Source organism: Flavobacterium sp. MDT1-60 (genome assembly GCF_014844035.1).
Classification (GTDB): domain Bacteria; phylum Bacteroidota; class Bacteroidia; order Flavobacteriales; family Flavobacteriaceae; genus Flavobacterium.
Genome location: NZ_CP062159.1, coordinates 685,272 through 703,239, shown reverse-complemented (window position 1 = coordinate 703,239; position 17,968 = coordinate 685,272). Strand labels below are relative to the sequence as shown.

Annotated in this window: 18 protein-coding genes; 9 read left to right on the top strand and 9 right to left on the bottom strand. The window is 34.1% G+C overall.

What is annotated here, in order from left to right; translation table 11 throughout:
• Positions 1-114 precede the first annotated feature (114 nt).
• The 5 genes from IHE43_RS02865 to IHE43_RS02845 all read left to right on the top strand — a co-directional run bounded on the left by IHE43_RS02865 (position 115) and on the right by IHE43_RS02845 (position 4,482).
• Positions 115-1,038, top strand: coding sequence for a DMT family transporter (locus tag IHE43_RS02865; RefSeq protein ID WP_192186590.1), 924 nt, complete (start codon positions 115-117; stop codon positions 1,036-1,038).
• Positions 1,039-1,245: 207 nt separating this feature from the next.
• Positions 1,246-1,911 (top strand): SCO family protein, encoded by a 666-nt coding sequence (locus IHE43_RS02860; protein ID WP_192186589.1) that lies wholly within the window; start codon positions 1,246-1,248, stop codon positions 1,909-1,911.
• A gap of 103 nt (positions 1,912-2,014) precedes the next feature.
• Positions 2,015-2,254, top strand: coding sequence for a FeoA family protein (locus IHE43_RS02855; protein ID WP_192186588.1), 240 nt, complete (start codon positions 2,015-2,017; stop codon positions 2,252-2,254).
• Positions 2,254-4,353 carry a ferrous iron transport protein B gene (gene feoB / locus IHE43_RS02850; RefSeq protein WP_192186587.1) on the top strand — a complete coding sequence of 700 codons (2,100 nt, stop codon included), beginning with the start codon at positions 2,254-2,256 and terminating at the stop codon, positions 4,351-4,353. The genes IHE43_RS02855 and feoB overlap by 1 nt, the downstream gene beginning before the upstream one ends.
• Positions 4,354-4,359: 6 nt before the next feature.
• On the top strand, positions 4,360-4,482 hold the full coding sequence (locus IHE43_RS02845) for a FeoB-associated Cys-rich membrane protein (protein ID WP_192186586.1): 123 nt from the start codon (positions 4,360-4,362) through the stop codon (positions 4,480-4,482).
• Positions 4,483-4,635: 153 nt separating this feature from the next.
• Here the strand turns inward: IHE43_RS02845 and IHE43_RS02840 are convergent, their stop codons facing one another.
• The 3 genes from IHE43_RS02840 to IHE43_RS02830 form a co-directional block, all read right to left on the bottom strand.
• A complete protein-coding gene (locus tag IHE43_RS02840; RefSeq protein WP_192186585.1) occupies positions 4,636-5,289 on the bottom strand; it encodes an HD domain-containing protein in 654 nt (217 codons plus the stop codon).
• Between the two features lie 193 nt (positions 5,290-5,482).
• A complete protein-coding gene (locus IHE43_RS02835; protein WP_192186584.1) occupies positions 5,483-6,475 on the bottom strand; it encodes an acyl-ACP desaturase in 993 nt (330 codons plus the stop codon).
• A 54-nt stretch (positions 6,476-6,529) separates the two neighbouring features.
• A complete protein-coding gene (locus tag IHE43_RS02830) occupies positions 6,530-7,270 on the bottom strand; it encodes a 1-acyl-sn-glycerol-3-phosphate acyltransferase (RefSeq protein ID WP_192186583.1) in 741 nt (246 codons plus the stop codon).
• A gap of 126 nt (positions 7,271-7,396) precedes the next feature.
• Between IHE43_RS02830 and rnpA the strand changes: the two genes are divergently transcribed.
• From rnpA to IHE43_RS02810, 4 genes are all read left to right on the top strand, one after another.
• Positions 7,397-7,801, top strand: coding sequence for a ribonuclease P protein component (rnpA, locus tag IHE43_RS02825; RefSeq protein WP_192186582.1), 405 nt, complete (start codon positions 7,397-7,399; stop codon positions 7,799-7,801).
• An 81-nt stretch (positions 7,802-7,882) separates the two neighbouring features.
• Positions 7,883-8,683, top strand: a complete 801-nt coding sequence (locus tag IHE43_RS02820) for a DUF4349 domain-containing protein (RefSeq protein ID WP_192186581.1) — start codon at positions 7,883-7,885, stop codon at positions 8,681-8,683.
• Between the two features lie 3 nt (positions 8,684-8,686).
• Complete coding sequence (locus tag IHE43_RS02815; protein ID WP_192186580.1) at positions 8,687-10,324, top strand: S41 family peptidase; 1,638 nt, start codon at positions 8,687-8,689, stop codon at positions 10,322-10,324.
• A 5-nt stretch (positions 10,325-10,329) separates the two neighbouring features.
• Positions 10,330-11,133, top strand: a complete 804-nt coding sequence (locus IHE43_RS02810; protein WP_192186579.1) for an OmpA family protein — start codon at positions 10,330-10,332, stop codon at positions 11,131-11,133.
• Positions 11,134-11,291: 158 nt separating this feature from the next.
• On the opposite strand, the gene IHE43_RS02805 is transcribed toward IHE43_RS02810, so the two are convergent.
• From IHE43_RS02805 to IHE43_RS02780, 6 genes are all read right to left on the bottom strand, one after another.
• Positions 11,292-11,741 carry a GNAT family N-acetyltransferase gene (locus IHE43_RS02805; protein ID WP_192186578.1) on the bottom strand — a complete coding sequence of 150 codons (450 nt, stop codon included), beginning with the start codon at positions 11,739-11,741 and terminating at the stop codon, positions 11,292-11,294.
• Between the two features lie 120 nt (positions 11,742-11,861).
• A complete protein-coding gene (locus IHE43_RS02800; RefSeq protein WP_192186577.1) occupies positions 11,862-12,503 on the bottom strand; it encodes a DUF1579 domain-containing protein in 642 nt (213 codons plus the stop codon).
• A gap of 50 nt (positions 12,504-12,553) precedes the next feature.
• On the bottom strand, positions 12,554-13,522 hold the full coding sequence (locus IHE43_RS02795) for a DUF4837 family protein (protein WP_192186576.1): 969 nt from the start codon (positions 13,520-13,522) through the stop codon (positions 12,554-12,556).
• Positions 13,523-13,568: 46 nt separating this feature from the next.
• Entirely contained in the window at positions 13,569-15,404 is a 1,836-nt protein-coding gene (locus tag IHE43_RS02790) for a LysM peptidoglycan-binding domain-containing protein (RefSeq protein ID WP_192186575.1), read from the bottom strand.
• Between the two features lie 111 nt (positions 15,405-15,515).
• On the bottom strand, positions 15,516-16,703 hold the full coding sequence (gene pgk / locus IHE43_RS02785; protein ID WP_192186574.1) for a phosphoglycerate kinase: 1,188 nt from the start codon (positions 16,701-16,703) through the stop codon (positions 15,516-15,518).
• A gap of 252 nt (positions 16,704-16,955) precedes the next feature.
• The gene (locus IHE43_RS02780; protein WP_225585356.1) at positions 16,956-17,930 is read right to left on the bottom strand and encodes a type IX secretion system membrane protein PorP/SprF; all 975 of its coding nucleotides are present in this window, start codon (positions 17,928-17,930) and stop codon (positions 16,956-16,958) included.
• Positions 17,931-17,968: the final 38 nt, after the last annotated feature.

Below are 17,968 nucleotides of genomic sequence, written 5' to 3'. Positions count from 1 at the left end.
TTAACATTCAATTTTCGAATAGATTTAAGCGAAAAGTTTCATGAATATTATGTTCTGTTTTTCGGAATATTTGAAATTGTTTTTGGAATATTTGTTAAAAGAAAAAAAATAAAAGTGAGAGCAAAAATTCAGAATGCCTTTTCAGGAAAAATTGAAGCGATAGGATTTCCAATTTTGGCTTTATGCTGGGTAAGTTTCTTTTGGGGAACTACCTGGTTGGCATCAAAAGAAGCAGTTAGTCATATGCCCGGTCTTCAGGTAGCCACTATTCGTCAGTTTTTGGGAGGTTTACTTTATGTTGGTTATTTTCTAATTAAAAAAGAGCCCTGGCCAAAAGGTAAACAATGGAAAACAATTATTATTTTGTCTATACTAAATTTTGCCTTAAGCAATGGTTTAAGTACCTGGGGAGTTAAATATATCAGTAGCGGATTAGGTGCCATCATCAGTGCTCTTTTTCCTATTTGGATTATTATTATCAATTTTTTTAATGGCAAAAAAATTGCCCGAGTGGCTTTATTTGGAATTCTGATTAGTTTTGGTGGAATCTGTATCATTTTCATGGATTACTTATCTGATTTTTTAAAACCTGATTTTCAATTCGGAATCATTTTAATGACGGCATCAACTATTACCTGGGCTTTCGGAATTTTAGAAACCAAGAAAAAAGCAGCCAGTTTTAATCCGTATTTCAGTTTAGGATTGCAAATGTTGATTTCGAGCGTGTTTTTGTTTGGAATTACAGAAGCTTCAGGAACTAATATTCCTTTGAGTGAAATCTCTTCAAATTCCTGGTGGGCAATTGCTTATTTAATTATTATTGGCTCTGTCTTAACGTTTATCGCTTTTATTTATACTTTACAACATCTTCCAACGGAAATTAGCAGTATTTACGTTTACATAAATCCAATTGTGGCAATGGTTTTAGGATCATTCATTTTTGGAGAAACGCTTACGCAGGCCATTGCAATTGGCGCAGCCGTAACTTTAGTTGGATTGTATCTGGTTAACAAGTCTATTAGAAAGGTTAAAACTTAAAGTATTAAATGAGTTTGTCACGACTCGAGCGTTAGCGAACAGGCGAAGCAATTACACGAATTTTCACGAATCAATATGTTTTTTGAAATCATAAGCAGAGAGGAATTAGTGAAAATTCGTGGCAAACCTTTTTAATCTCCTGTTAAAAGCTAACGTTCGTTAGGCTTTTAAAAACTGCTTTTCGTATTTTTGCGCCAAATTCTGTTTATGAAATCTTTACTATACAAATACCGCAAATTCTTTATTGTTTTAATTGTTTTTTCGGTAGTTACTATATCCCTATTTTATTCGGCTTTAAAGCCACAAAAAACGTTACCCATTTACAATCCTTCTGACGTAAATCCTGAACTGGTTGACAGTACGATTCAATACAAAAGTAAATACCATACGATTGCTGATTTCTCTTTTGTAAATCAAAATGGCGATACTATTACTCAAAAAAACTACGAAGGAAAAATTTACGTAGCCGACTTTTTCTTTACCACTTGCGGATCAATCTGTCCAAAAATGTCGACAAATCTATCCGAAGTTCAAAAAGCAGTTCTACACAATCCTAAAGTAATGCTCCTCTCCCATACGGTGTTTCCCGAAGTAGACAGTGTTTCGGTTTTAAAAGCTTATGCTATAAAATATGGTGTTGTAGACAGCAAATGGAATTTGGTTACTGGCGATAAAAAAGAAATTTACACCATGGCCAGAAAATCATACTTAGCGGTAAAATTGGGTCGCCCTGATCAATTATATGATATGGTTCATACAGAGAATTTCGTTTTAGTCGATCAAAAACGTCGCGTTCGTGGATTTTATGACGGAACAAATAAAGAAGAAATCAAAAGACTTCTGGAAGACATCGATTTCTTATCCCAAGAGTAAAATTAGCTTATTTAAGTAAATTTTGGCACAATCAAAACGGTTAATTGCCTTGAAATAAAGAATTATTGCCTATTTTTGCAATCTAAATTCAATCTAAATAAGCTTGCAAAATACAATTCACACTCTGAAAAAAGGCGAAAAAGCCATTATCAAAGATTTTGATATCGATCTTATTCCTTTAAAGTTATTAGAAATGGGTTGTTTGCCGGGCAACTTAGTCGAATTACTTCAAATTGCTCCCTTTGGAGATCCTTTATATTTGGATATTAATGGCTCTCATGTTGCCATTCGTATAGAAACTGCTCGTGCAATTGAAGTTGAACTTATCAAAACCAATTTGTAATGAGCATTCAAAACATCAATGTTGCCCTTATCGGGAATCCGAATACAGGAAAAACCTCTGTTTTTAATCAGCTTACAGGTTTAAATCAGCAAGTTGGGAACTATCCCGGAATTACAGTTGAAAAGAAAATTGGTTTCTGTAAACTGCCTCATAACATTAAAGCAAACATTCTTGATTTACCAGGAACGTATAGTTTGAATGCCAGTTCAATGGATGAAAGTGTTGTAATTGAACTTTTGCTGAACAAAAATGACAAATTATATCCGGATGTTGCAGTAGTGGTAACAGATGTTGAAAATCTGAAACGAAACTTACTGATTTATACTCAAATAAAAGACCTTGAAATTCCGACGATTTTAGTTATCAATATGTCTGATCGTATGGAAAGCAAAGGAATTACACTTGATATTCCTTATTTAGAAGAAAAACTAAAAACCAAGATTGCTCTTGTAAGTTCACGCAAAGGTTTTGGAATTGAAGAATTAAAAGAACTAATTGTTTCCTATAAAACGATTCCACACGAACCTTGTTTAAATGCTTCAGTTATTGATGCTGCCTATTTTGAAAAACTGCAACATGCTTTTCCAAACCAATTATTGTATAAATTATGGTTGGTAATTACTCAAGATGTAAACTTTTTAAACTTAGACCGAAATGAAATCCGAAGTACTTTTACCAAATCACATTCGGAACTGAAACGTTTACAACAAAAAGAGACTATCAAAAGATATCAATTTATAAATGATGTTTTGAAAGAAGGTTTACAAGTTGATGAATCGATGGCAAAAGATATTCGAGCCAAAATTGATCGTGTTTTAACACACAAAGTTTGGGGTTATGTCATTTTCTTAGCCATTTTGTTTGTGATTTTCCAATCCATTTTCAGCTGGTCAACGATTCCCATGGATTTTATCGACAGCACTTTTGCTTCTTTAAGCAGTTGGACAGCCGCAGAATTACCAAGTGGAATCTTAACCGATTTACTTTCACAGGGAATTATCCCGGGAATTGGAGGGATTTTGATTTTTATTCCGCAAATTGCCTTTTTGTTTCTGTTTATTTCTATTTTGGAAGAAAGCGGATACATGAGCCGTGTGGTATTTTTGATGGATAAAATCATGCGAAAATTTGGGCTTTCAGGAAAAAGTGTTGTGCCTTTAATTTCAGGAACCGCCTGTGCCATTCCGGCAATTATGGCAACCCGAAATATTGAAAACTGGAAAGAGCGTTTAATCACTATTTTGGTAACACCATTCACTACTTGTTCCGCAAGACTTCCGGTTTATACTATTATTATTTCTTTGGTTATTCCGGACCAACGTGTTCTGGGGATTCTAAACCTTCAGGGATTATCATTAATGCTGCTTTATTTATTGGGATTTGGAACGGCCATTTTATCTGCTTTAATTTTGAATAAAATCCTAAAATTCAATACTAAAACGTATTTTGTAGTTGAAATGCCAAGCTATAAAATGCCTCTTTTGAAGAATGTTGGAATCAACGTAGTAGAGAAAACAAAAGCATTTGTTGTTGGAGCAGGTAAAATTATTCTGGCAATATCTGTTGTTTTATGGTTTTTAGCGTCCTTTGGTCCTGGAAAAGATTTTAATGAAGCAGAAACAATCGTAAAAGAAAGATTTGCGAATACAACTTTAAATGAAGTTCAGTTTGAAAACGAAGTGGCGTCTCAAAAATTAGAGAACTCCTACATCGGAATTATGGGTAAAGCCATCGAACCGGCAATTGCGCCTTTGGGTTATGACTGGAAAATCGGAATTGCGATTATCAGTTCGTTTGCCGCACGAGAAGTTTTTGTTGGAACACTTGCCACAATATACAGCGTTGGAGACAGCGACAACGAAGCAACAATTAAAAGCAAAATGCAGAAAGAAGTAAATCCGAAAACGGGCCAAAAGATTTTCAATTTTGCCTCGGGAATTTCACTATTGCTATTTTATGCCTTTGCAATGCAATGCGCCAGTACATTGGCGATTACCAAAAAAGAAACCAATTCCTGGAAATGGCCCGCAATGCAATTATTCTTAATGAGCGGTTTAGCTTATTTTGTTGCACTTCTGGCTTATCAACTTTTAAAATAAACGGCCATGATACAAGAAATTATTGCGTTTGGAATATTACTTATTGCGGTCACATTTTTGATCAAAAAATTCTTTTGGAAATCTAAAAAGAAAAAAGATTGTGGTGATGGTAATTGCGGGTGTTCTTAGAGGAAAGGTGCTGAGGTACTGAGGTTCTAAGTTGCTACGGTTTAAAAAACATTTCACAGAGATACACGAAGTAAAAACACAAAGCTTCACGGAGATTTAAAATTTCTTTGTGAAGCTTTGTGTTTTCTTGGCGAATCTCTGTGGAATAAAAATCTACTTCACTCCCTCCCATTCTGCATAAAACTGGGCTAAAAAGGTTTCCATAAATTTATGTCTTTCAGAAGCGATTTGTTTTCCGGTTTCGGTATTCATTTTATCTTTTAAGAGTAAAAGCTTCTCGTAGAAATGATTTATTGTTGGCGCATTATTCTTTTTGTATTCTTCCTTGTTCATGTTTGTTACAGGCGCAATTTCAGGGTTATGTAAAGCACGATTTTTAAATCCGCCATAATTGAACGCTCTTGCTACTCCAATTGCCCCTATCGCATCTAAACGATCCGCATCCTGAACGATATCTAATTCTATAGATGAGAAGCTCTTTTCGAAATTTCCGCCTTTATATGAAATGTTTTCGATGATGTTTACCACATGCTGAATTGTATCCTCAGAAACATTCTCAGATTCCAAAAATAATCTGGCCGTTTTTGGTCCGATGGTTTCATCGCCATTATGAAATTTACTGTCGGCAATATCATGAAGCAAAGCTCCCAGTTGTACTACAACCAAATCGCAATTTGTGTCTTTGGCAATTAGAAGAGCATTTTTATACACACGTTCAATATGAAACCAGTCGTGTCCGCCTTCGGCATCATTTAGTTTTTCTTTTACGAACGCAATTGTTTTATTTATTAATTCTGGATTATTCATAGTTGTTTTTTGTGTTGAGAATGGCACGCGGATGACACGGGTTTAAACGGATTTACGCTGATAGTTTTCTTTTTTAAATAAAAATGTTGATTGTCAAAGCTCGACGCTTCAACAATCAACAATATATTATAAATTTTTCAATGTCAATTGCAATATCAATCTGAAATCTATCCCGAAGTCTCGGGACTAAAATCTATAATCTCGCTGGTTCAACCCATTTAAAAATGTGAGATTCCTGCGGGATTACTAATCTTTCAGAAATTCTTGCCATACGAGCTGGTAATTTCATTAAGTAATCACGCGCTTTTTCAGCTTCATCTGTCAAATTAGAAACTTTATCAATTTCCCATTTGTCAATTAATTTCTGCATGATATCGACATAGTCATTGGCAGTATAAACCCCAATACGTTGTGCAGAATCAGAAAATTGCTCGAAAGCAGAACTGATCTTTTGACCAGATTCTCTTAAGAAGTGAGCCGGCATCACGATTTTTTGTTTCATCATGTATTGAAACGCCAACATCATTTCGCTAGGATCAACCGCAAAAATTCTGGTAACAAATTCGCTATAGGCATGGTGATGACGCATTTCGTCACCAGCAATCATTTTACACATTTTAGACAACTTATTATCCCCAAATTTCTTAGCCATTTGAGCTACTCTGTTGTGTGATACATATGTTGCTAATTCCTGGAAACTAGTGTATACAAAATTTTTGTATGGGTCAGATCCAGTTCCGATATCAAAACCGTCGTTGATTAAATGCTGTGTTGTCATTTCGATTTCACGCATGTTCACACGGCCAGACAAATACAAGTATTTATTTAGTAAATCTCCATGGCGGTTTTCTTCTCCGGTCCATTGACGGATCCATTTAGACCAGCCGTTTCCACCGTTTTCAACCTGATTTATTCCTTCAACATCCATCAACCAGGATTCGTAAGTTGGTAAAGCCTCTTCAGTGATGGTATCACCAACAAGCGTAACCCAGAAATCATATGGTAATTCTTTAGCAATTTCGCGTAATTCTCTAACCTCCTCAAAGAAATTATCTCCTTCAGAATTAGGCAGAAAATCTGACGGTTGCCAAATTTTTTCTACTGGAATTAAATACTGTTCTACGAAGCTATCTACGTTTTTTTCTAAAAACTGCATTACTTCTAATCTAATGTTTTTTATAGACATTACTTATTTAAGATTGCGATTTCTGTTTCAGTTTTTTTTCTGAAAAACAAAAATCTATTTATACTCGTTTACTCCTTCTACAACTGCCTTTTCTGTCAACTTCATTAACTCGGCAAAATCAAAATCTTTTACAGCCATTGCTTTGTGTGCGGTAAAGGTAAGGTGATTTCCTAAACCAACCGGGAAAAACCCGTATTTTACCATTTTCCATGAATTGTTGATGCTTACCGGAACAATATACGCAGATGGCGCATATTTACAAAGAATCTTCAAACCGCTTTGGGCGAATTCTTTTGGTTTACCGGTTTTACTTCTTGTGCCTTCGGGAAAAATTACTGCAGATCTTGTATTCTTTTCAATATATTCAGACAAGCCTTTGATTACAGGAATCGCTTGTTTAGGGTCTTTACGGTCAATTAGTACCGAACCTCCATGACGTAAATTAAAAGACACACTCGGGATTCCGCTACCTAACTCCTTCTTACTTACAAATTTACAATGAAAACGTCTAAAGTACCAAATCATTGCCACGATATCGTACATACTTTGGTGATTCGATACAAAAATCAAAGGAACTCCCGTGGGAATTGTCTCTCTATTTTCGATTGTATATCTGGTTCCCGCAAGATTTGTACATCTTAAAAGGAAAAAATTTAAATAATCAACGCTAATTTTATGAGCCTGATAGCCAAAAACATTTAGGCAAATCCATTGTATGGGATGGAAAACAACCAGACACAATCCAAAACATAAATAGTAAATTACGGATATGGGATACGAAATTATCTTTTGCATGCTTAAAAAAATTAATTGCCAAAAGTAATAAATAAATTTTTAGCTGTATAAAAATTGAAAACAATAACCGTTTTTATGGTTTAATTGTACCTTTGCCTATAAAATTGCAAATTTTTTCTGAATTAAATGAATTTTACTTACCCAAAAAATGAACGCTTAAAGAGCAAAACGACAATAGGTTTACTGTTTTCTGAAGGAAAATCGGTTTCTAAATATCCATTGCGTTTGGTTTACCGTCAAGCGGAAGCTGATTCAGAAGAAAAAATTAAAATGGGCGTTTCGGTTTCTAAGAAGTATTTCAAGAGAGCTGTTGATAGAAATTACTTCAAACGGATTCTTAGGGAAACCTATCGATTAAACAAACATTTACTTTGGAATAACTTGGAACAGCCTTATTCTCTGATGTTTTTTTATCAGACCAAAGACAAATTATCTTACGAAGAAATCAACACCAAAACGATTCAGTTGTTTGAGAAATTTATCCAACAAATAAACAAAACGACAGATTCTGAAACTAAAACAGAAATCTAAATCCTCGAAAAACAACTTTGTTTATCAAATTAGAGAAAAAATTGTAAAAAAATTGTAGTTTTAGCTCTAAATTGGAACTTTATGAGATATATTTTCTGTTTTTTATTTTTTGCTTTGACATTATCAGGTTGTGAAAAAAAAGCTGGAAGTGCTTATGTTTCTGAGGATAAAATTATGTCTGTTAATACTCCAATGCCAAGCGGATCATCGTCTGATGAAATGGTTATTCCACAAAAAATAATCAAACAAGGTAATCTTAAATTTGAAACCGATGATTTAGAAAGCACTTTCGATCAAATTCAAACTGCGATTAAAGCAAACAAAGGAAGTGTTCAAAACGATTATCAGGAAAAGAATTATAACAACATCACCAGAAACCTTACGGTTCGTGTTCCCAGCCAGAACTTTGATTCTTTTTTACAAGCTATATCAAAAGGAGTTGCTTATTTTGATGAAAAAAATATCTCTTCGCAAAATGTTACAGAAGAATATATTGACTTAAATTCAAGACTAAATACAAAACGAAAACTTGAAGCCCGTTACTTAGAAATATTACAAAAAGCCACTAAAATTAGCGAGATTTTAGAAATTGAGAAACAAATTTCAACCATCCGCGAAGAAATCGAAGCCAAAGAAGGTCAACTTAAATATTTAGAGAGCAGAGTTTCTGAAAGTGTTATTACAATTGAGTTTTATAAAACAATAGCCCAAAAAGAAGGAGTTAAAATTTCGTACGGATCTAAAATCTGGAATGCTATTAAAAGCGGTTTTTTTAGTCTGTCAGATTTTCTGATTTCTATCGTTAGTGTTTGGCCATTTATTATCCTATTCGTTGTTCTGGTTTATTTTATCAGAAAACGATTTAAAAGAAAAAAAGCATAAATCATGTATCCTTATCTCAAAAAGAAGTTCGTTATACCAGCCGTTGCCGCAGGATTTTTATTTATTGGAACCAGTTTCAAAGATGATTTCTTTGAGATCGCCAAGCAAATAGAAATTTTCACGACTTTATTCAAAGCCGTAAATACCAATTATGTAGACGAAACCAATCCGGGCGATTTGATGGATAAAGCCATTAAAAGCATGTTGGGAAGTTTAGATCCGTACACGGTTTACTTTAACGAACAAGATGTCGTCAACTTCAAAATCAACAATACCGGAGAATATACCGGAATCGGCGCTTTGATTTCTCGTAAAAAAGATCGTTTAATTGTACGCGAACCTTATAAAAACTATCCGGCTGATAAAGCCGGATTAAAAGCAGGTGATGAAATTATTCAGATTGGCGATGTTTTGATTGCTGATTTTAAAGACGATGCTTCGCAATTATTAAAAGGAACAAAAAATACCAAGATCCAGATTAAATACCTGCGTCAGGGGAAAACGAATACAACAGAATTGGTTTTGGATGAAGTTGATATAAAATCGGTTCCTTTTTACGGAAAAATTGATGATAAAACAGGTTATATTGTTTTGGCGCATTTTAGCAGAAAAGCTGCTGCGGAAGTAAAAGAAGCTTTAGAAAAATTAAAAGCTGATGGCGCAACGCAGATTGTTCTTGACTTGAGAGGAAATCCGGGAGGTTTATTGAACGAGGCAATTGATATCTGTAATTTATTTGTTCCGAAAAATGAAGTTATCGTAACAACAAAATCAAGAATAGAGAAACATAATAACACTTATAAAACGACCAAAGAACCCGTTGACACTCAAATTCCACTTGCTATTTTAGTGAATGGAAGAAGTGCCTCGGCATCTGAAATTGTTTCCGGAGCTTTGCAGGATTTAGACCGTGCTGTTATTTTAGGAAGCCGCAGTTTTGGAAAAGGTTTAGTTCAGCGTTCTGTGGATCTTACATACGGAACACAGTTGAAAGTTACTATTTCTCGTTATTATACACCGTCTGGCCGTTGTATTCAGGCATTGGATTATTCACATAAGGACAAAAATGGTGTCGCACAAAAAACTGATTCCAAAAACTTCAATGCTTTTAAAACAAGAAAAGGAAGAACAGTTTATGATGGTGGAGGCGTTTTACCGGATATTGAATTAGACGAAACCAAAATGAGTCCGATAACCACTGCATTATTGAAAAACGATGGGATTTTTGATTATGCAACCACCTATTATTATAAAAATCCAAATTTAGGAGATAAGATTCCGGTACTGACAGATGCAGATTATACCAGCTTTAAACAATATTTAAAAGCTAATAAAATCAGTTTTGACACTGAAACCGAAGTGGCGTTGAGAAATACTTTGACAGCAGCCAAAACGGAGAAAATAGACGAAACAATTGCACCGGAATATCAACAATTATTGGCAGCACTTGAAAAAAGCGAAACTATCTTATTGGATAAAAACCAAAAAGAAATTAAAGGTTTAATTCAGGAAGAGCTTATCAAAAGATACCAATATCAGGAAGGGCTATATCAATTTTACATTAAAAATAATTCTGAAATTAAAAAAGCAATTAATGTTTTAAACAATCAAACCGAGTACAAGACGATTTTAAAAATTTAAAAATAATGAATATTTGTAGAGCCCTATTTCTGTTTGTTATTTACAATTTATCGGCGCAGCAAAAACCAATTGAAACCATTTATTTTGAGTTTGACAAGTATGATCTTACTCCCAAACAAACCGAAGTTGTAACTAATTTTATTAAAAGTATTGACACTACGAAAGTTGAGTCTGTACAAATTTACGGTTATTGTGATGATCGCGGTAACGACGACTATAATTTTAGATTATCAAATAATCGTGCCAATACGATTCAGAACCTCTTAGTCTCAGCCGGCTTTAATCAAAGCAAAATTGTTATTTTAGAAGGAAAAGGCCGTGTTGTTGTAAAACCGGACACTGTAGAAAATCTTCATGAAACGCGTTCTAAAAATCGGCGGGTTGATTTGATTGTAGTCAAACGGAATAGTTTTGGAAAAGGAATTAAAACTTCCTTCAAAAACAATTTAAAAGTTGGAGATAAAATCTATCTGGATAACATTTTGTTTGATATTGGAAGCGCAAGACTCACTCCTGCTTCTAAAAAAGAGCTCGAAAAGATAGCTGAAACATTAAAAGAAAAAAGAAATCTTCAGTTCGAAATTAGAGGCCATGTCTGCTGCACTCCTGAAATTTATAGTGACGGAATTGACAAAGACACCAAAGAAAGAAGACTTTCCTGGAACCGTGCCAAAACCGTTTTTAACTATCTGGCCACTAAACAAATCTCTAGAAACAGAATGACTTACCAAGGTTGTGGCAATAAATATCCCTTGGGAAAAGGTGATAATTTAGATCGACGTGTGGAATTTTTGATTACTAAGATTTAATTTCTTTTGCTACTTAAAGCAATAAGTATAATTTTTTTACTTAAAGTTTCACTCTAAACAAAACTACTATTTTTCTATTTTTCAGCTCATTATATATTAAAAAAAATACAGGCTTATTTATTGCAACATTATGGCATTAAATTGAAATCCCTCTTTGTTTATTCTCCGCGAATCATTTCAATATGTGGAATATCATCTTCCAGATACATTTCACTAGTTTGAACAAATCCATGGGTTTCATAGAATTTCTTCAAATACAATTGTGCACCAATTGTGATTTTATCTTTTCCAAAATTTGATTTAATTCCGGAGATGGCCTCACGCATTAAATCGTGTCCCCATTTTTTATCACGGTAATTAGCATCAACAACCACTCTTCCAATTGAGGCATTATCAAAACTAATTCCGGCGTCGAACAAGCGGGAATACGCTACAATTTTGCCATCGTACTCACCAATTAAGTGTAGTGCTTTCTTGTCTTTCCCGTCAAGATCCAAATAAACGCAATTTTGCTCCACTACAAAGATTTCACTTCTCACTTTGAGTAAATCATATAACTCATGAACCGTTAGTGCCTCAAACGGCTTTATTTTCCATTTTAATTCCATTCTGTTTGTTGTTTATATCGACCTGCAAAATTACATCAAATATTATCAAATAGAAATCCCGATCACAAATTGCAATCGGGATTTTAATTATTTAAATCGTACATTTCTCTAAGGCGATATTTATTTTCTCTTCATGATAATTTCCATGCTTTTATATTCCTCGCCATTTTTTGTGTCATACATTTCCATTTTACGCGTATTGGCATCAACAATGGTGTATACTTCTCTATAAGGTGTTTTTTTGCCGTTTAGCGGACTCACCATATCTCCTTTTAAATTCATGCTTTTGGTTGCTTCGTCATATTTTCCACTGGCAACCATCATACCGGTACCCATATTATCAATAAAAGTAGTGGTAAATTCTTTACTCACATTATTGTAAGCAAGCGTACTTTTACCTTCAAATGGCTGTCCCATCATAGTTCCGTTATAAATCGCTTCCTGATAACGGCCTCCAAGTATCATCTTAATATTTGCTGTTGAAGTAGCTTTACTTGGCTTTCCGTTAGCTTCTTCCCAAAAAGTCATATCGCAATTCCATGTTCCTGTTTCATCTGCCATCATTTTATGAGCGTTTCCAGGTGTTGCATAGGCTACCCATAATTTCATTTGTGTTGCAGAATCTAAAGGTGTTTCTGCAATTGGTTCTTCTGTTTTAACGCTATCCGTAACTGTAACGGCTTCCGTTTCTGTTTTTACTTCTTTTTTACAAGAAATAAAACACACCACTAACATTGATAATCCTAAATAAAAACTTTTCATAATCAACTGATTTAATGTTTGTTAAAACAAAAGTATGAAAAATAATCAAACTACCTTTTATCAATTTTTACCGATTTTATAATGGCCTCCAACTCCAGCATTAAATCTCTTTCCTGATTCGATGGAGAATAACAAAAGCCTTCAATAACTAAAATACGTTTGTTTGGTTCATCAACAATAGCGTAATTGATAAATGGACCCGTCATAAAATCGTTTTTAAGTTCCCAGGTTCCTTTGGTTTCAAAAGTCTTTTTTCCATCTAACGAAATAGTAGAAAAATACGGTGCATAGGCTTCGCCGGTAATCATCTGTGTATTGGGTTCACGACCTTTGATGTAGAGTCCGATTGAATCGCGCATTTTGACAATATTTCCAACAATGTCTGAGCTTTTAGTCAGTTGTTTAATGGGAACCTGATAAATAAGAAGACTTGTATTACCGCTGATGATCTCTTTTTTCAGCCAAATAAAATTCTTTTTGTGCAACATATATTCATAGCCAATCGGAATTTGGACATTAATATGAAATTTATTTTTAAGTACGGCTGGATTTAAAAGCGCTTTACTGTTGTCTTGTTGAATTTTTTCGATTTCGGCATCACGAATGAGCTTAATGATTTGCGATCCGTTCATCTCGATACTACAAATAATATCATCTACTGATTTTCCGTAAATACGAAAGGTATTATGAGGCAGTGCTTTGCTTCGGATAATTTCGAATTTATCTGTAGCGGCTTTTTTCACTACAATAATACTTCGGCTATCGGTTACAAAACCTTCGAGTAATCTGGCGGGATATTGATTGATGGTGAAAAGTGGTTCCTCCTGGGTAAGACCCCAAACTGGCGAGGCAAATTTATTTCGGATACTGTCGCCAACTTCTCCATACCACAACTGATCATCAATAATGATTGAAATGGTGTTGGGTTTACCCGAAACAGGTTGCGGTTGTTTTTCTGTTTTTAAACACGAAATCAACAGAAACGGGATTACTACCAATAAAAAATGGGTTTTATTCATTTTCTTAATTTATGAAATAAAACCCAAATTTAGGTAAGATTTTTTATTATCCGTTTATTTTGAGCTTCATTCCCGGTTTTAGATCTTCGTTTTTAATGCCATTCCATTTTTTAATATCCGAAATTGTAACTCCAGGGTATTTTTTTGAAATGCTATATAATGAATCACCTTTTTTAACGTAATAATCTTCACTCATGCTTTTGGCAGAGGCTGTTTTCTTTTTGAAAGAGTCGATTGAAGCGTTTGAAACAATAGCCGTATTAACTGTAGCCGTTTCTTCAATCGCAGGAATTTCTTTAGAAATCACTAAAGTTTTCCCTAAACCGATATTGTTTGATGTTAGATTATTAAGCTCTTTTAGATCAGCAATAGTTGTACCGAATTTTTTAGCAATGCTTCCTAAATTATCTCCTGCAACAACTACATATTCTTGTGACTGACCAGCCCCTTTTTCTTTATCATCAACAGCCGCAATAGCTTCTTCTGATTTTTTCTCTAATGTTGGAATTGCTTTAGGTTCTTTAGAAATCTTAGCCAGATCAATATCCGATTTAATTTTCAATGTTCTTCCTAGTGCAACCGAATTTGATTTCAGGTTATTCCATTTCTTTAGGTCACCGATATTGACATCATATTTTTCAGCAATAGCTCCCAAATTATCTCCTTTTTGAACCTTATACAATTTAACATCTGAATAAATTGTTTTGTCTAATTGTGCTTTTGCTTTAGGTGTAACTTTTAAAGCCAAACGAGTTGACATTGTTTTATTTTCTGACTGATGTCTAACGTAAGCATAAATCTTATCTTCATTTGTAACGAAAGTTGCGATTTTATCTTTTGGCAAACGAATAAAATGATTTTCTCCCTGATAAAACGGAACAACATTTAATTTATAAGAAGGATTTAAAAGCTGTATTTGTGACTGTGGCATGTCTAACAAATCGGCAATTTGTTTGAAAGACATTTCGCTTTTAACGTTTACTGTATCTGTTTCGAAATTTTTAACGACAGCTCTTTCCGGATTAATTCCGTGTTCTTTATGGTATTCAAAAAGATACATTGTTGCCAGGAAAGCCGGAACATAACCTTGCGTTTCTTTTGGCAAATAATTTCTAATGTCCCAGTATTTTGTCTTTCCGCCAGAGCGACGAATTGCTTTGGTAACATTTCCCGGACCTGAATTATAAGAAGCTAAAACAAGCTCCCAGTCGCCGAAAATAGTATACATTTTAGAAAAATAATCTGAGGCTGCAGCAGTTGCTTTAAGCGGATCGCTGCGTTCATCGATATAAGAGTCGATTTTAAGTGCGTATTGTTTTCCAGTTCCGTACATGAATTGCCAGAGACCCGTGGCGCCCATTCTAGAAACTGCTTTAGGGTTTAAAGCAGATTCTACAATAGCTAAATATTTAATTTCTAAAGGAATATTTTGTTTGGCAAAAGCTTCCTCAAAAATTGGGAAATAATATTCTGATAAAGCCATTAATCGGGATAACGATTTTTTTCGATTCTTAAGAAATGACTTTATTATATTTTCTAATCCCTGATTGTATTCAATATTAAAAGGAGATTTCTCATTCATTGCCTGCAAACGCTGTTTTAAAAGCTCTGTTGGCAATTCGGCATTAACATCCTGATCTGTATTTAAGGTCTGAATATCTTTTGAAAAATCATTGTAGATATCTAAACTCAAACATTCATTCATCCAGAGACTGTCTACTTTTGTAGCCACTTCATCTTTTTTGAAAGAACTTTTCACAGAATCTAAGTACGACAGCTTTACTTCTGGTTTAATATCCAGCGAAGTTGTTGCAGTTTCCTGCGCAAACATCGTTATCGAAAAAAGAGCTGTAACCGCTAAGGAGATTTTCTTTATAATCATATAACATTTTTTTTAAAATCCTATAATTCAAACAATTATAGCAATCGTATTTTTGCAAACTTAAATAGATTACCAATGAAAAATATGCAAAAAAATGTTAATTGTGATTTTTTAGTCTAAAATCGCAGCGATTCCAGGTAAAATTTTTCCTTCTAACATTTCAAGCATTGCTCCACCACCAGTAGAAACGTAGCTCATTTTATCTTCAAAACCGAACTGTTTTACAGCAGCGACAGAATCACCACCACCTACTAATGAAAAAGCACCATTTTGCGTAGATTCCGCAATATAATCGCCTAAAGCGATAGTTCCTTTTGAAAATGTTTCCATTTCAAAAACACCTAAAGGACCGTTCCATAAAATAGTTTTAGATTCTAAAATTACTTTTTTGAAATTTTCCAATGATTTAGGACCTGCATCAAGACCTTGCCATCCATCAGGAATTTCTTTTACATCTACCACTTTTGTATTTGCTGTATTTGAGAAATCATCAGCAGCAATAACATCAACCGGAATATGAATCTGAACTCCTTTTTCTTTAGCTAATCTTAAAATTTCAAGTGCCAATTCCTGTTTGTCATCTTCGCAAATAGAATTACCAATTTTACCACCTAGTGCCTTTACGAAAGTAAAAGTCATTCCACCACCAATGATCATGTGATCTACTTTATCTAAGATATTTTCGATAACTGTGATTTTTGAAGATACTTTAGAACCTCCTAGAACAGCAGTAACCGGTTTCTCGCTATTTTTAAGTACTTTATTTAAACTCTCGATTTCTTTTGCCAACAATGTTCCGAAACATTTTTCTGTTGGAAAAAATTGTGCAATAATTGTTGTTGAAGCATGCGCTCTGTGAGCTGTTCCGAAAGCATCATTTACATAGATATCTCCAAGAGATGCCAATTCTTTTGCAAAAGCAACATCTCCAGCTTCTTCTTCAGCATGAAAACGTAAATTTTCGAGTAATAAAACTTCACCTGGCTTTAAAGCTGCAGCAGCAGTCTGAGATGGTTCTCCAACACAATCAGTAGCAAACTTAACTTCAACCCCTAAAATTTCAGAAGCTGTTTTTAAAATATGTTTTAACGAATATTTTTCTTCAGCACCTTTTGGTCTTCCTAAATGTGACATTAAAATAACACTTCCGCCCTGAGCAAGAATAGTGTCAATTGTTGGTTTTGCAGCTTCGATACGAGTTGCATCTGTTACATTAAAGTTTTCATCCAGTGGTACGTTGAAGTCAACACGGATAATTGCTTTTTTATTTTTAAAATCGAAATCGTTTAAAGTTTTCATTTGATAATTTTTTAATTTTTTGAAAGAAAAACAAATATAGAACTTTTAGAGTAGTATTAAATTTGAAATATGTAAAAATAACCTATCTATAACAACGAAAACGATGTAAATTATGAAAAAAACAAATTTATATTTAAAAAAGTTAAAAATGGTTGCTTATACCATTATGAAAGTTAAACGTACTGCAGTAAAAATTTGCTTTTCAAAATAAAAATGAAAATCCAGACTGCAGTACTTTCAACTATGCAATTATTAGTCGTGAACAGGACTTTGCGTACAAGGACAGTTACTGATAGACTGTAAGAAATCAAATCCGATAGTAATTACGTGTGTACCGGTATTGTAGTTTCCAAGATCATTGAACATTACCTGATAAGAATATCCGAAATAGAATTTAGACTTCATAAAACCAGCCATTGGCCCAACAGATAATGGTTTAGGAAACTGGTCGTTTAGCATACGATACGAAACTCCAATCCAATAATAATCTTCGTAACGGTTGTAACGTCTGTACTTAAAGTTAAAATCGGTAGTAGAACGTTTGTCACTTGCAAAATACTGGTAGAAGACTGAAGGCTCATATTCTATACGACTGTTTTCCCCATCTTTAAAAACATATCCTGTATAAACCTGATAGTTTGAAAGTAAATTTGGCTCAACACCTCTGTATTTATTTGTGTTTTTCTTTAAAACGTTATTCGCGTTGAAACTCAAATAGAAACTCTTGTTACGATACAAGGCACTAATATCAAAGTTATTATTACCTGTATAACGATTATCTGTAACAGCGGGATCTAAAATAGGATGCTCAATTGTGTTATTGAATTCATCAATGTCAATTCGGAAACTGTTGAAGTTATACGAAAGTCCAAAAGACAAGTATTGTTTAGAATAATAATCCAAGATGATGTGATGCGCAAATGAAACTTTGGCACCGGTTTGTCTTGTATAACCATTCTTATCATTATAAACTGAAATTCCCACTCCCGAACGATCCAGGATTCTAAAATCAGCATAAAGCGATTGATTTTCGGGAGCATCTTTGATTCCGACCCATTGTGTAAGACCGTTGGCACGAATTCTAAGGTTATCTCCAATACCCGCATAGGCAGGCGAAAGCACGAAAGGGTTGTCAGCTAAATACTGGGTAAACACTGGTAGGTTTAACTCTTGGCTGTAACTAGTTGTTACAGCCATGAGTACTAAGGATAAAAATAATTTTTTCATTGTAATAATTTTTTTAGACAACATCCTAAGGGGCATTA